The 13,398-nt window shown below is 64.5% G+C and carries 12 protein-coding genes; 3 read left to right on the forward strand and 9 right to left on the reverse strand.

The features are described from left to right. The first annotated feature begins 359 nt into the window (after positions 1–359). Positions 360–2,975 (forward strand): hopanoid transporter HpnN, encoded by a 2,616-nt coding sequence (hpnN, locus tag H8B02_RS01995; RefSeq protein WP_229164517.1) that lies wholly within the window; start codon positions 360–362, stop codon positions 2,973–2,975. 111 nt (positions 2,976–3,086) lie between these two features. On the opposite strand, the gene H8B02_RS02000 is transcribed toward hpnN, so the two are convergent. Then, entirely contained in the window at positions 3,087–3,743 is a 657-nt protein-coding gene (locus H8B02_RS02000) for a DUF2147 domain-containing protein (RefSeq protein WP_212311109.1), read from the reverse strand. A gap of 102 nt (positions 3,744–3,845) precedes the next feature. Between H8B02_RS02000 and hpnO the strand changes: the two genes are divergently transcribed. Then, the gene (gene hpnO, locus H8B02_RS02005; RefSeq protein ID WP_229164519.1) at positions 3,846–5,237 is read left to right on the forward strand and encodes an aminobacteriohopanetriol synthase HpnO; all 1,392 of its coding nucleotides are present in this window, start codon (positions 3,846–3,848) and stop codon (positions 5,235–5,237) included. A gap of 102 nt (positions 5,238–5,339) precedes the next feature. Here hpnO and H8B02_RS02010 read toward each other — a convergent pair whose 3' ends face one another. The 4 genes from H8B02_RS02010 to H8B02_RS02025 form a co-directional block, all read right to left on the reverse strand. Then, the gene (locus H8B02_RS02010) at positions 5,340–6,104 is read right to left on the reverse strand and encodes an anti-sigma factor family protein (RefSeq protein ID WP_229164521.1); all 765 of its coding nucleotides are present in this window, start codon (positions 6,102–6,104) and stop codon (positions 5,340–5,342) included. After that, positions 6,101–6,658: a sigma-70 family RNA polymerase sigma factor gene (locus H8B02_RS02015; protein WP_173641736.1), complete on the reverse strand. Its 558-nt coding sequence runs from the start codon at positions 6,656–6,658 to the stop codon at positions 6,101–6,103. Before H8B02_RS02015 ends, H8B02_RS02010 begins: the two co-directional genes overlap by 4 nt. Positions 6,659–6,752: 94 nt before the next feature. Next, the gene (locus H8B02_RS02020; RefSeq protein WP_024579453.1) at positions 6,753–7,076 is read right to left on the reverse strand and encodes a cupredoxin domain-containing protein; all 324 of its coding nucleotides are present in this window, start codon (positions 7,074–7,076) and stop codon (positions 6,753–6,755) included. Positions 7,077–7,088: 12 nt separating this feature from the next. Next, positions 7,089–8,042 carry a metallophosphoesterase family protein gene (locus H8B02_RS02025; protein WP_176532574.1) on the reverse strand — a complete coding sequence of 318 codons (954 nt, stop codon included), beginning with the start codon at positions 8,040–8,042 and terminating at the stop codon, positions 7,089–7,091. A gap of 251 nt (positions 8,043–8,293) precedes the next feature. Here H8B02_RS02025 and H8B02_RS02030 point away from each other — a divergent pair, with 251 nt between their 5' ends. Further along, a complete protein-coding gene (locus H8B02_RS02030) occupies positions 8,294–8,701 on the forward strand; it encodes a GFA family protein (RefSeq protein ID WP_229164523.1) in 408 nt (135 codons plus the stop codon). A gap of 108 nt (positions 8,702–8,809) precedes the next feature. Here the strand turns inward: H8B02_RS02030 and H8B02_RS02035 are convergent, their stop codons facing one another. From H8B02_RS02035 to H8B02_RS02050, 4 genes are all read right to left on the reverse strand, one after another. Further along, on the reverse strand, positions 8,810–9,076 hold the full coding sequence (locus tag H8B02_RS02035; RefSeq protein ID WP_229164525.1) for a hypothetical protein: 267 nt from the start codon (positions 9,074–9,076) through the stop codon (positions 8,810–8,812). Positions 9,077–9,164: 88 nt separating this feature from the next. Next, positions 9,165–10,067 carry an alpha/beta fold hydrolase gene (locus H8B02_RS02040; RefSeq protein WP_229164527.1) on the reverse strand — a complete coding sequence of 301 codons (903 nt, stop codon included), beginning with the start codon at positions 10,065–10,067 and terminating at the stop codon, positions 9,165–9,167. Positions 10,068–10,074: 7 nt separating this feature from the next. Then, positions 10,075–11,694: a GMC family oxidoreductase gene (locus H8B02_RS02045; protein ID WP_229164528.1), complete on the reverse strand. Its 1,620-nt coding sequence runs from the start codon at positions 11,692–11,694 to the stop codon at positions 10,075–10,077. 197 nt (positions 11,695–11,891) lie between these two features. Then, a complete protein-coding gene (locus tag H8B02_RS02050) occupies positions 11,892–13,199 on the reverse strand; it encodes an MFS transporter (protein WP_229164529.1) in 1,308 nt (435 codons plus the stop codon). Positions 13,200–13,398: the final 199 nt, after the last annotated feature.

Raw genomic sequence — 13,398 nt, forward strand, 5'->3', positions numbered from 1 at the left:
TTGCAATGTCCGCACCATCTCAGGTCCTGCACGTGATCCGCGCCCTCAAGGGCATGGAAATACAGCGATTTGTGGCAAAAAGGTAGCGCTTCGAGCGGATGAGTAGCCAACCAGGTGGAAGGTTTGAGGTAATATAGTGTGGATTTTGGGTCCTGCGACCGTCCGTCTCCTCACTTGTTCGTCACTTTATCGCCCACTCCTGCGGTCTATACCGGCGACTCGTGGCCGTTCCTGTGGTTTGGAACCTCCTCGCCATCTCGTCGGGGAAGATAACCAAAACAACATTAGATCGGTCCCGGGAACTCCGCTACAGAGCGGGCGTTTTCGGCCATGCTTCCCCGAGCTTAGAAAGAAACGAAGTGCTGACAAATATTGTCGTCTCCGTTGTTAGGACCTGTACGCGTTTTGCCCTTCCGGTTGTCATTCTCTCGGTGCTGCTGTCGATCGGCGCCGGCTTCTATACGGCTCGCAACTTCTCGATCAACACCGACATCAACAAGCTGATCTCGCCGGATCTGGATTGGCGCAAGCGCGACAACCAGTTCGAGGAAGCCTTTGATCGCGAGCGGCTGATCCTGGCTGTCGTCGAGGCGGCGACGCCCGAGCTGACCAGCTCGGCCGCGAAGGCGCTCACCGCGAAGCTGCAAGCCGACAAGAAGAACTTCGAGGCGATCACCGCGCTCGGCTCCGGCGAATTCTTCGAGAAGAACGGCTTGCTGTTCCTACCGACCGAAGAGGTCGGCAAGGTCACGGGCCAGCTCGAATCGGCCGCACCGCTGATCGAGATCATGGCTGGCGACCCTTCAATTCGCGGACTGACCGGTGCGCTCGAGACCGGCCTTGCCGGCGTCAAGCGCGGCCAGGTCAAGCTCGACAATGCGGCTCCGCCCTTCAACCTGATCTCCGAGACCGTCGAGACCGTCCTCGCCAAGGGCAACGCGACCTTCTCCTGGCGTGAACTCACCAGCGACAAGCCGCTGACCGATTCGGACAAGCGTGCCTTCATCGAGATCAAGCCGATCATCGACTATTCGGCGCTGGAGCCGGGCAAGGACGCAACCGATGCGATCCGGCAGGCAGCGGCCGACCTGAAATTCCCGACCGAGTATCACGCGCGCGTCCGCCTGACCGGACCCGTGCCGATCGCCAACGAGGAATACGCCACCGTGCAGGACGGCGCGATCCGCAACGGCATCGGCACCGTGGTGATCGTGCTGATCATCCTCTGGCTGGCGCTGCATTCCGGCAAGATCATCTTCGCGGTGTTCGTGAACCTGTTTATCGGTCTTGCCCTCACCACGGCGGTCGGCCTGATGATGGTCGGATCGCTGAACCTGCTTTCGATCGCCTTCGCGGTGCTGTTCGTTGGTCTCGGCGTTGACTTCGGCATCCAGTTCAGCGTCCGCTACCGCTCCGAGCGTTACAAGAACGACAACCTGACGCTGGCGCTGGAAAACGCCGCGCGCCGCTCGGCGGTGCCGCTGTCGCTCGCGGCGATGGCGACCGCTGCCGGCTTCCTGTGCTTCCTGCCGACCGACTACAAGGGCATCTCCGAACTCGGCAAGATCGCCGGCGCCGGCATGCTGGTGGCCTTCATCACCAGCATCACGGTGCTGCCGGCGCTGCTCGACCTGCTCAATCCGCCTGGAGAGAAGGAGCCGGTCGGCTACGCCTTCCTGGCGCCGCTCGATCACTTCCTCGAAAAGCATCGCGTCCCGATCATCGTTGGCACGATCCTGGTCACAGTCGCGGGCCTGCCGCTGCTGCACTACATGAAGTTCGACTTCAACCCGATCAATCTGCGCAACAAGCACGCGGAATCGATCGCGACCTTCCTCGACCTGAGAAACGATCCGAACACCGGCGCCAACGCCATCAACGTGATGACGCGCTCGGAGGCCGACGCCAAGAAGATCCAGGCCAAGCTCGAGAAGCTGCCCGAAGTGTCGCGCGTGATGTCGCTCGACAGCTTCGTGCCTGATGATCAGCCGGCCAAGCTGAAGCTGATCGCGCAGGCCGCCAAGACACTTGGACCCGCGCTCAACCCCGACTCGGTCGATCCGGCGCCGTCGGATCAGGAGAATGTTGAGTCGCTGAAGAGTTCGGTCGACAACCTGCGCAGGACCGCGGGCGACGGCAAGGGGGCGGGCGCGGTTGCCGCGCGCCGGCTCGCCGACGCCCTGCAGAAGCTGGCCGATTCGAACCAGTCCATCCGTGACAAGGCACAGGACGTCTTCGTCGCGCCGATGAAGATCGTGTTCGATCAGCTCCGCAACACGCTGCAGGCCCAGACCGTCACGCTGCAGAGCCTGCCGCCGGAACTGGTCGAGAGCTGGAAGACCAAGGACGGCCTGATGCGTGTCGAGGTCGAGCCGAAGGGCGATCCCAACGACAACGACAATCTGCGCCGCTTTGCCGACGCCGTGCTCGCCGCCGAGCCGACCGCGATCGGCGGGCCGGTCTCGATCCTGAAGTCGGGCGACGTCATCGTGAATGCGTTCATCCACGCCGGCATTCTGGCGCTGGTCACGATCGGCCTGTTGCTGTGGCTGACGCTGCGCCGCGTCGTCGACGTGCTGATGACGCTGGTGCCGCTCCTGGTCGCCGGCATCGTCACGCTGGAGATTTGCGTGCTGATCGGGCTGCCGCTCAACTTCGCCAACATCGTCGCGCTGCCGCTGCTGCTCGGCGTCGGCGTCGCGTTCAAGATCTACTATGTCACGGCATGGCGGCAGGGCAGGACGAACCTGCTGCAGTCGAGCCTGACGCGTGCGATCTTTTTCAGCGCGCTGACCACGGCGACCGCGTTCGGCAGCCTGTGGCTGTCCAGCCATCCCGGCACCGCGAGCATGGGCAAGCTGCTCGCGCTCTCGCTCGTCACCACGCTCGCGGCAGTGTTGCTGTTCCAGCCGGCGCTGATGGGCAAGCCGCGCGAGGCCCTCAAGGAGGAGGATATCGCGAACGACGTCACCTGACGCGCAGACGATCGGGCTTGGCGGCAAGGTGCCGCCGAGCCCTAAATTCAGGCAAGCGTCAACGTCACGAACCAGCCGGCATGCGCGCGCGGCGCCGCCGGCTGGCCTTTGTCAATGCGTCGGTCGCGCGATGTCCGGCAGCAGGCAGATATCACCCACGACGTCAGCAGACGCATTGGCGTTGCCTGGGGCAGTGGTTGCCTGCTTTTGCCCCGGCTTGGTGGCAGGCGCCACGACGCCGGTGGTCTTCTGCGGCGCTGCCGATTTGGGCAGGGCACCCTTCGCCGCCGGGCTGCCCGCGGCAGGCGGGTTGCCGGCGGCGCTGACGGGGATCGGCGGACCGACGCGGGTCCAGGTCTCGCCGCCACAGAGGAAGCCGAGCACGCAGCCCTGGATCTCGAGCTGATCGGTGCCGACGGGCTTGATGGTCGAGCTGTAGAGCTGGCCGTCCTTCGCGTTGTAGACTTGGCCTTCCCACGCGTCGGCGCCGGCCTTCTTCTTCATGTCGATCAGGATCGGCATGCCGAGTGTCGGCCTGCTTTGCTTCGCCGGATCAGGATTGTTCTTATCCTTGCCGCCGGGGGTTTTTTCCCAGGACACCGCACCCCACATGTTGCCATTACACTGGGCGACGCGGATGGTGGCGACACCATCTGCGACCTTCCAGTCGCCGGTCGGGTCCGCTGCAAGTGCCGGCGATAATACGGTGGCCAAAAATAAACCTGAAAAGGCTATTGTACGCGCGAAAGTTCTTGGGCAGTGCAACATGGTCCAAACCTGTGCTTAACTAGACGATCCGAGCGGGGGTCAAAACGCCGCTAGCGAGCGTTTTAAGTTGACGAGATGGCCATCAACCGACGTATGTAACGAATGGTAAGTTCCAATTTAGACGTTTCCGAGATTTTTGTGGAGCGCGAGGGGCAGCGCGGTGCCATGCACACGCGTCACCTCAACGAGCAGCTCGTTCGCGTCCTCAAGACCATCGGCTATGACGTCGGCTTCCAGAAGGGGCAAGGCCAATACCTCTTCGATCGTCAGGGGGCTCGTTACCTCGATCTATTGAGCGGATTTGGCGTTTTTGCGATTGGTCGCAATCATCCGGACCTGCGCAAGGCGCTGAAGAGCGTGCTCGATGCCGATCTGCCGAACCTGGTGCAGCTCGACGTTTCGACGCTCGCCGGCGTGCTCGCGGAACGGCTTCTGGAATATGTCCCATATCTGGACAAGGTGTTTTTCGCCAATTCCGGTGCCGAAACCGTCGAAGCGGCGATCAAGTTCGCGCGCGGCGCGACCGGCCGTCCCGGCATCGTCTACTGCGGGCATTCGTTCCACGGCCTGTCCTACGGCGCGCTGTCGCTGACCGATGATTCGAATTTCCGCAGCGGCTTCGAGCCGCTGCTGCCGGGCTGCACCGCGATCCCCTACAACGATCTCGAGGCGCTCGAAAAGGCGCTGTCGTCGCGCCAGGTGGGCGCTTTCATCGTCGAGCCGATCCAGGGCAAGGGCGTCAACATGCCCACCGACGAGTTCCTGCCCGGCGCACTGGCGCTGTGCCGCAAATACGGCACGCTGTTCATCGCCGACGAGATCCAGACGGGCATCGGCCGCACCGGCAAGTTCCTCGCGATCGAGCATTGGGGCATCGAGCCCGACATGGTGCTGCTGGCGAAGGCGCTCTCCGGCGGCCACGTGCCGATCGGCGCGCTGCTGACACGCAAGAACATCTTCGACAAGATCTTCAACCAGATGGATCGCGCCGTCGTGCACGGCTCGACCTTCGCCAAGAACGATCTGGCGATGGCCGCCGGCATCGCCACGCTCGATGTCATCAAGGCCGAGAAGCTCGTCGAGAACGCCGCCAAGCGCGGCGCAGAGCTCCGCCTTGCACTGACGCGCATGGTGCCGGGCTATGAACTGATGAAGGAAGTCCGCGGCAAGGGCCTGATGATCGGGGTCGAGTTCGGTCCGCCGAAATCGCTGCGGCTCAAGGCGTCGTGGAATCTGCTGGAGACCGCCAACAAGGGTCTGTTCTGCCAGCTGATCACGGTGCCGCTGTTCAAGGATCACAAGATCCTGACCCAGGTCGCCGGCCACGGCCTCCACACCATCAAGCTGCTGCCGCCGCTCGTGATCACCGAAGAGGACTGCAGCTGGATCGAGAAGTCGTTCGACGACGTGATCGCCGGCAGCCACAAGGTGCCCGGCGCGATCTGGTCGCTCGGCAAGACGCTGGTCGACAACGCGGTGCGCAAGTCGGCGTAGTCTCGGACCCGTAGCCCGGATGCAGCGAAGCGAAATCCGGGGTTCTCGATCCTTGCGAGACTGTTCCCGGATTTCGCTTCGCTTCATCCGGGCTACAAGTCCTCACCCCTCCTTGTTCGCACGCATCGCGCCCTCGAACTTGTCGCCGAACTCCGTCAGCTCGTCGGCGCCGAGATCGCTGACCGCCCAGTAATTCAGGCCGCGGTCGCTCCAGCGCCGGATGTTGAAGCCCTGGAGCGTCGAGATCTTCGCGGACTTCCGGTCGGTGCTCGCCGTTTGCGCCACGAACAGGTTGATGACGTGCTGGCGCCGCTTGTAGACCACGGCGCCGATCTCGCGGGCGTTGACGTAGTCGAGCCGGCCGCCGATCAGGGTAAAGCCCTGCGCAGTGAGATCGATCACCGGCGGCGAGACGTCGAGCTTGCCGTTGAACCAGGGCTTGACCGTATGCTGATCGGTCGAGACCACGTCGATGAGGTGGCCGGCCTGCAGCGAGCGCAGATGCGCCGACACCACCTCGTTCTCGATCCGCTGCTCGTCGTCATTGCGCAGCACGATCGCGACGAGGCCGGTCGCGGCCATCGCCGACACCGCAGAGCCCATCGCGAAGCCGCGCAGCACCGAGCGCCGGCTCGGCGCCGCCTGCGGTTGCGGCAACGCCTTCTCGATCTTGCGGCGCAGCTCGAGCGGTGCCTTGTAGCGCACGTCGCTCTCGGCGATCGCCTGGCGGATCTCCTGATACTCCTTCATCAGGGCGGCGCAATGCGCGCAACCCTCGATATGGGCTTCCACTTCGCGCGCATGGCCGGCATCGAGTTCGCCGTCGATCAGCGCGTGGACCAGCACTTCGGCTTCCTCGCAATTCATTTCACTTGCTCCTGTTCCGCAAGCCAGGCCGATCGCAGCATGGCGCGGGCGCGTGCGAGGCGGGACATCACGGTGCCGACAGGCACGGCGGCGACATCGGCGATCTCGCGGTAAGAAAGATTCTGGATTTCCCTGAGCACAAAGGTCTCGCGGAACGGCTCGGCGAGCGCCGCGACCAGCTTGCGCACGGTGTCGCCGTCGAAGCGACGCAGCAGCTGCTTTTCCGGGGTCTCCGGCGCCTCGTTCCACAGCGGGGTCTGATCGCCACCCTCGGGCAGCTCCTCGACCGCGGTGGGGGCGGTCTTGCGGCGGGCATATTCGGCGCGGCAGACATTGCGCAGGATCGCAAACAGCCACGGCTTCATCGCAGGTCCACGGTAGCTGTCGAAATGCTTGTAGGCGCGCAGATAGCATTCCTGCACCGCATCCTCGGCGTCGGCGGCATCGCGCAACAAATAGCGTGCCAGGGTATAGGCGTCGTCAAGGTACGGCAGCGCGGCTTCGCGGAAGCGCCGCGCCTTTTCGGGATCGTCTTGCGACGCTTTGACAACCATCGTGTCCTGCCCGGCATGTCGAGAGACGGCTTGTGCCCGGCCGGGGGCGGAGGGCCACCGGCCGGGCATCGCTATGATTGTTTGGGTGGTCACGTTACCCAACCTTGATACTGCCTGTCATGTGCGGATGCAGCGAGCAGAAATACTTGTACTCGCCGGGCTCCGTGAAGGTGAACGAGAAGGTGCCGTCGGTATCCATGGTCTTGGAGCGGAATTTGCCCGCACACACCACGGTGTGCGGGATGTCGTCGCGGTTGGTCCAGGTCACGGTGGTGCCGACCTTCACGTCGAGCGGGTTCGGCGCGAACGAGAAGTTGTCGATGTGGACCGCGACGTCTTCGGCGCGGGCCGCCGTGACAGGAAGCAGCATGGTCGCGACCACGGCTATACCGAAATCGCGTCGGTTGATCGAACTCATCGGTCTCGTCCCTCAGCCCTGCAGCGGCGTGTCGATGATCGCCAGCGGCTGGCTGTTCTGCTTGAAGTTGATGCTGGCGACGCCGAGCATGCTGCGCAGCTTGGCATCCTCGACCTTCATCGGGCCGGGCGAGGGGGCGGCACCCGGCGCCGGCTGCGGGAAGGCCGTCGAACGCGCGGTGTGGAAGGTGACGTTGCCCTCGACCTTCTGCATCACCTGGTGGATGTGGCCGTTGAGCACGGTGACCGAGCCGAAGCCCTTGACGTACTCCAGCGCGCGGGCGCCGTCCTCGGTACCCCAGCCCCATTGCGGATAGACCGTCCACAGCGGGATGTGGGCGAACAGCACGATCGGCGTCGACTTCGAGCGGCCTTTGAGGTCGTTCTCGAGCCATTCCAGCTGCTCGTTGCCGAGATTGCCGAGGCCGCCGCCCTTGAGGTCGACGACATTGACGAGACCGACGAAATGCACGCCGCCGGCGTCGAAGGAGTAGTAGCCCGGACCCTTGGTGCCCTTGCCGTAGCGTTCCTTGTAGAGCTTGACCTCCTCGTCGATGAAGTCGTGCTCGCCCGGCACGTAATGCACGTCGAGCTTGGCCTGCGAGATGATGCGATCGGCGTCGTCGAATTCGGACGCCTTCGACAGATGCGTGATGTCGCCGGTGTGGATCATGAACGACGGCTTGACCTGCATCGCCCGGACCTTGTTGATGGCTTCCTCAAGGGTGCCGATGGCGTTCGGGTTGGCCGGCTTGTCGAAGCCGACATGGCTGTCGCTGATCTGCATGAAGGTCATGCCGGTGGTCGCTTCGGCTGCGGCTGCTGAGCCGACGATGCCGAGCGAATGCGGCACGCCGCCGGTAACCGTCCAGAGGACGCCGGTGCCGGCCCAGGTCATGCATTCCAGCACCTTGCGTCGGCTGACGCCCTTCTCTTCATCGTGATGGTCGTGATCGTGTCCGCTCATAGCAAGTCTCCCGTTGGGCCCAGGGATTGGGTTTCCGGGAAGGTGATCGGCGGGCCTAAGGGTTTATTCCCGGGGCTTTGGAGGGGGTTGAGAGCCGGGATGACGATTTCGTGAGAGCCGGAAAGCCGGCCTCGACATGAGCAGACATGCGGCCGGCGCGACAGGTGGACGCAAGGGCAAGATGTGCCATTGAAAGTTTGGGGCCTGCAACGCTATCGACCCGGCAAACCACTGATCGGTCGGAGGAAAACATGGCTGGCGTCACCGGCGGCTGTCATTGCGGCGAGATTCGCTACGAGGTGACCGGGGAACCGGTCGTCCATGCGCTGTGTCATTGCACCGATTGCCGGCGCCATGCCGGCGCACCGATGGTCGGCTGGGTGATGGTCGCTGACGGCATGGTCAAGGTGACCAAGGGGCAGCCGAGCATCTACCGGTCCTCCCAGCATGGCCGGCGGCATTTTTGCGCGACCTGCGGCACCGGGCTTTTCTACACCAATGGCAACATGTTGCCCGGGTTCATCGACATCCAGAGCGGCACCTATGACGATCCCGATGCGGTGCCGGCCACGATGCGTATCCAGGTCGCGGAGCGGCTGCGCTGGATGGAAGCGGCGCATGAGCTGCCGACCGTCGAGCGCTTTCCGTCGCCGGAATAAGCGGTGGCCGATGGGCGCAGCGGCGCTGATGCGCGCCGCAACATGGCGAGGTCCCGCAACATAGATGAACAACCGCAACAAAGCTGTCTTGCAGCCGTCAGCATAATGTCAGCGCTCCTGCATAAGAATGGTGAACTTCACTCGCCACACCGGGAGATCTTCATGAGCGACCACGCAGGCGTTGAGCATCATCACAAGGCAGCTGAGCATCACGAGCACGCGGCGCGTCATCACCGCGAAGCCGCCAAGCACCACGAAGCCGGCGATCACCACAAGGCGGCGCATCACGCGCACAGCGCCCATGGTCACGCCAGCCATGCCCAGCATCACCACACCGAGGCGAGCCGGCATCACGCCGAGCACCACGGCGAACACTAATAAACGTTCCAGTACTGCGTGAGTGGCTTCCGCCGTCCCCCGCAAGGGGACGGCGTTTTCTTTTGGCAGGCGTCCCGTGCCGACGCTAGCCGGTTCGTGCGTCAAACGTCCTGAGCGCCGCAACCATCAACGCCGGCGCCTCCTGCGCGACGCAGTGCCCGACGTTTTCGAACGTCCAGCGGCTGGCGTGCGGGATCAGGGCGGCGGCGCGGTCGGCCATCTCCTTGTAGACCGGCCATGACTGCTCAGCCGTGGCGATGCAGACCGGGCAGGCGATGCCGGAGAACCACGGGAACGGATTGCCGCGCGCATCGCCGGTGTAGATCTGCTCCATGGCCTGGAAGATCGGTCCCAGCAGCGCCGACTCGATCTCGGGCGTGCAAAGCAGCTGCATGCGGCCGTCGTCGAGCCGCGCAAAACCGTGATGGACATAGGCCCACAGCGACGGCTCGGTCCACGGCGCGAACGCCGGCGCGGCGCGCAATCGCCGGAACAGATCGTCGGCATTGTCGAATTCGGCGCGGCGGCGCAGCACCCCCTGCACCGATGCGTTCGCGATCTCGCTCAGGCCGCCGCTGCGCGGCGCGCGCGGATCCATCGCGGTCGGCTCCGTCACGAACAGCCGCGCGAAGCGATCCGGCATCAGCTTCGTTGCGAGCATCAGGTCGGTCGCGCCGGCGCTATGACCGATGCCGTAGATGTCATGGAGATCGAGGCGTTCGACCACCATGCAGACGTCGTCGGCGAAATCCTGGAACTGATAGCGGTCGGCCGGCGGCTTGTGGCTCAGGCCGTGGCCGCGGCGGTCGAGTGCATAGACGGTGTAGTCGGCGGCCAGCGCTTCGGCGACCTCGGTCCACACTTCGGCGACGAAGCCGGTGCCGTGCAACAGCAGCGCCGGCGGCTTGCCGGAGGCCGGCTCGCCCCATCGTGCCAGCGCGATCTGCGCGCCGGCATTGCCAACGAGAATCCGCTGCGGCTGCGTCATCGGCTGTTTATCGTGCATCCTGCACGATCATCGCCGCGGCCTTCTCGGCGATCATCGCGGTCGGCGTGTTGGTGTTGCCGGAGGTGATGGTCGGCATCACGGAGGCATCCGCGATGCGCAGGCCGTTGAGGCCGTAGAAGCGCAGGCGCTCGTCGACCACGGCCATCGGATCGTTGGCCGTTCCCATCTTTGCGGTGCCGACGGGGTGGAAGATCGTGGTGCCGATATCGCCGGCGGCCTTGGCGAGCGAGGCGTCGTCATCGCCAACCGAGGGGCCGGGCAGGAATTCCTCGGGATGATATTTCTCCAGCGCCTTCTGCTTCATCAGTCTGCGCGTGGTGCGGATCGCGTCGGCCGCGACCTGGCGGTCGTCCTCGGTCGACAGGTAATTCGGCGCGATCGACGGCTTGTCGTCGGGCGCGGTCGAGCGGATCCGCACCGTGCCGCGCGAGGTCGGCTGCAGATTGCAGGCGCTCACCGTGATCGCGGGGAAGCGATGCAGCGGGTCGCCGAATTTGTCGAGCGACAGCGGCTGCACGTGGAACTGGATGTTGGCGCGCGAGCGCGTCGCATCCGAGCGCGTGAAGATGCCGAGCTGCGACGGCGCCATGGTCAGTGGCCCGCGGCGGCGGAATGCGTAGTCGAGGCCCATCAGGCCGCGGCGCACGAGGTTGTAATAGGTCTCGTTCAGCGTGCGCACGCCCGATACCTTGTAGATCGCGCGCTGCTGCAGATGGTCCTGCAGATTGTGGCCGATGCCCTGCACGTCAGCCACGATGTCGATGCCGAGCGGCGACAGCCATTCGGACGGGCCGATGCCGGAGCGATGCAGCACCTGCGTGGTGCCGATCGAGCCGGCGCAGAGAATTACTTCGCCCTTGGCCCGCGCTTCTACCGTCTCGTTGCCCTGACGGAACTCGACGCCGGCGGCGCGGCCGCTCTCGATGATCAGGCGGTCGACCAGCACGTCGGTCTCGAGCCGCAGGTTGCTGCGGTTCAGCACCGGCTTGAGAAAGCCGCGCGCCGACGACCAGCGCCGCCCGCGCTTCTGGTTGACGTGGAAGTAGCTGGTGCCCTCATTGTCGCCGGTGTTGAAGTCGCCGATGCGCTTGATGCCCATCTCCTCGGCGGCATCGCCGACCGCATCGAGGACCTGCCACGACAGCCGCGGCGCCTCGATGCGCCAGCCGCCGCCGACGCCGTGATGCTCGCTCTCGCCGAGGAAGTGATCCTCCAGCCGCTTGAATGCGGGCAGCACATCGCTGTAGCTCCAGCCGGTGAGGCCGAGCTGCCGCCAGTGATCGTAATCCGCGGCCTGGCCGCGCATCGAGATCATGGCGTTGATCGCCGACGAGCCGCCGATCACCTTGCCGCGCGGATAGGCGAGCGCACGGCCGTTGAGACCGGGCTCGGCCTCGGTCTTGAACATCCAGTCCGAGCGCGGATTGCCGATCGCGAAGAGATAACCGACCGGGATGTGAAACCAGATCCAGTTGTCCTTGCCGCCGGCTTCCAGCAGCAGCACGCGCTTCTTCGGATCGGCCGACAGGCGGTTGGCCATGATGCAGCCCGCCGTGCCCGCGCCGACGATAATGTAGTCGAAATCACCCTCAAGCCTTCGCGGCATGCCCTCGTTCCCGGCAAGCGTCTCTTGTTAACGTCCTTCTATAGCGTTTTCGAGCGAAGTGGAGCCCGGTTCGCATGAAGAAAACGCGTCAATACAAGAAAATAGAACTCGGTTCTGACAGAGTCAGAATCGAGTTCTATCCAGACGCAGCCGGCCGAGACAAGCCCGGCCGACGGCGCCGGGCGTGCGCTGGATGATCAGGGACGGCTGGGTTCGGCGAGTGCGACGTCGGGTCCAGGCTTCGGCACACAGAGAATCAGGGTCAGCATACCGATCGCGAGCAACGCGCCAACGAGGGCGAGCGGTGCGTAGATGCTCCCGGTTGCGATATTCATCCAGCCGACCAGGGCAGGGCACACCGCACCGCCGAACGAGCCGATCGCGCTGATCAGCGCGATACCGCCGGCCGCGGCGCTGCCTTCCAGCATCGCGTTCGGAATGGTCCAGAACAGGGAGAGAATCGCGAAGATGCCGATCGAGGCGATGGCGAGCAGGGTTACGGTCAGCAGGATGCTGCCTTGCGCGGCCTGCAAGGCGATGAAGCACGCCGCTGCGACGAGACCGCAGCAGACCACGTGCCAGCGCCGTTCCCGCGTGCGATCGGAGCTGTTGCCGATCGCGACCATGCCGATCGCCGAGGCGACCGAGATCGCGCCGCTCAGCCAGCCGATCTCGGTGGTGGTCGCCACGCCGACGCGCTTGAGCAGCGTCGGCGTCCACAGCAGGATGGTGTTGAGCGAGCAGAAGAACGCGAAATAGATGAAGGACAACAGATAGACGCGCGGCTCGCGCAGCGCCGCCGCGAAGCTGCGCGTGGTGCCAGGAGCGGCGGCGCGGTCGCGGGCGAGATCGCTTGCGACCAGCCGTCGCTCGTCGGCGCTGAGCCAGTTCGCGGCCTGTGGCCCGTCGGCGAGACGAAGATAGGCGGCGATGCCGAGCAGCACGGCGGGAACGCCTTCGAGGATGAACAGCCACTGCCAGCCATGCAGGCCATGGACGCCCTGCATATGATCCATGATCAGGCCCGACAGCGGCCCTGCGATGACGCCGCCGAGCGGCACCGCCATCACGAACAGGCTCGTCATGCGGCCGCGCACGCGGTCCGGAAACCACAGCGTCAGGTAATACAGGATGCCGGGAAAGAAGCCGCCCTCGGCGGCGCCGAGCAGGAAGCGCAGCAGATAGAGGTGATACTGGTTCTGCACCAGCGCGAGCAGCACGGTCACGGCGCCCCACAGCACCATGATCCGCAGCAGGGTCTTGCGGACGCCGACCCTGACCAGCAGCAGGTTGCTCGGCACTTCGAGCGCGACATAGCCGACCGAGAAGGCGCCGGCGGCAAGCCCGAACACCGCGTCATCGATGTCGAGGTCGTGCAGGAATTGCAGCTTGGCAAAGCCGATGTTGAAACGGTCGATGATCGCAACCGTGTAGCACGCCAGCAGGAACGGGATCAGGCGCCAGGCGATCCGTCCATAGAGCCGCGATTGGGCCGCATCCTGCATGAAAGTCTCCTCAGTGATTATTTTGATGTTTGTTGGTGTGGCGACGACGGTGCGCTCCCTCGCCCCGTTCTTACGGGGGCGAGACGTGCGAAGCTCGCTCTGAGAGGGTTGGGGTGAGGGGCTGCCTCCGCATACACGGTGATGGCTGTGCTCGCGGAGGCTCCCCCTCACCCGGAACGCATCTGGCGATGCGTTCCGG

Origin of the sequence: Bradyrhizobium altum (genome assembly GCF_020889705.1) — a bacterium.
Lineage (GTDB): Bacteria > Pseudomonadota > Alphaproteobacteria > Rhizobiales > Xanthobacteraceae > Bradyrhizobium > Bradyrhizobium altum.

Excerpts from the sequence above, each read along its gene's own strand:
- H8B02_RS02050 (WP_229164529.1), bottom strand. The coding sequence starts at position 13,199 with ATGCAGGATGCGGCCCAATCGCGGCTCTATGGACGGATCGCCTGGCGC.
- H8B02_RS02000 (WP_212311109.1), bottom strand. The coding sequence starts at position 3,743 with ATGTTGCACTGCCCAAGAACTTTCGCGCGTACAATAGCCTTTTCAGGT.
- H8B02_RS02010 (WP_229164521.1), bottom strand. The coding sequence starts at position 6,104 with ATGAATTGCGAGGAAGCCGAAGTGCTGGTCCACGCGCTGATCGACGGC.
- H8B02_RS02040 (WP_229164527.1), bottom strand. The coding sequence starts at position 10,067 with ATGACGCAGCCGCAGCGGATTCTCGTTGGCAATGCCGGCGCGCAGATC.
- H8B02_RS02015 (WP_173641736.1), bottom strand. The coding sequence starts at position 6,658 with ATGGTTGTCAAAGCGTCGCAAGACGATCCCGAAAAGGCGCGGCGCTTC.
- H8B02_RS02025 (WP_176532574.1), bottom strand. The coding sequence starts at position 8,042 with ATGAGCGGACACGATCACGACCATCACGATGAAGAGAAGGGCGTCAGC.
- H8B02_RS02045 (WP_229164528.1), bottom strand. The coding sequence starts at position 11,694 with ATGCCGCGAAGGCTTGAGGGTGATTTCGACTACATTATCGTCGGCGCG.
- hpnO (WP_229164519.1), top strand. The coding sequence starts at position 3,846 with ATGGTAAGTTCCAATTTAGACGTTTCCGAGATTTTTGTGGAGCGCGAG.
- H8B02_RS02030 (WP_229164523.1), top strand. The coding sequence starts at position 8,294 with ATGGCTGGCGTCACCGGCGGCTGTCATTGCGGCGAGATTCGCTACGAG.
- H8B02_RS02020 (WP_024579453.1), bottom strand. The coding sequence starts at position 7,076 with ATGAGTTCGATCAACCGACGCGATTTCGGTATAGCCGTGGTCGCGACC.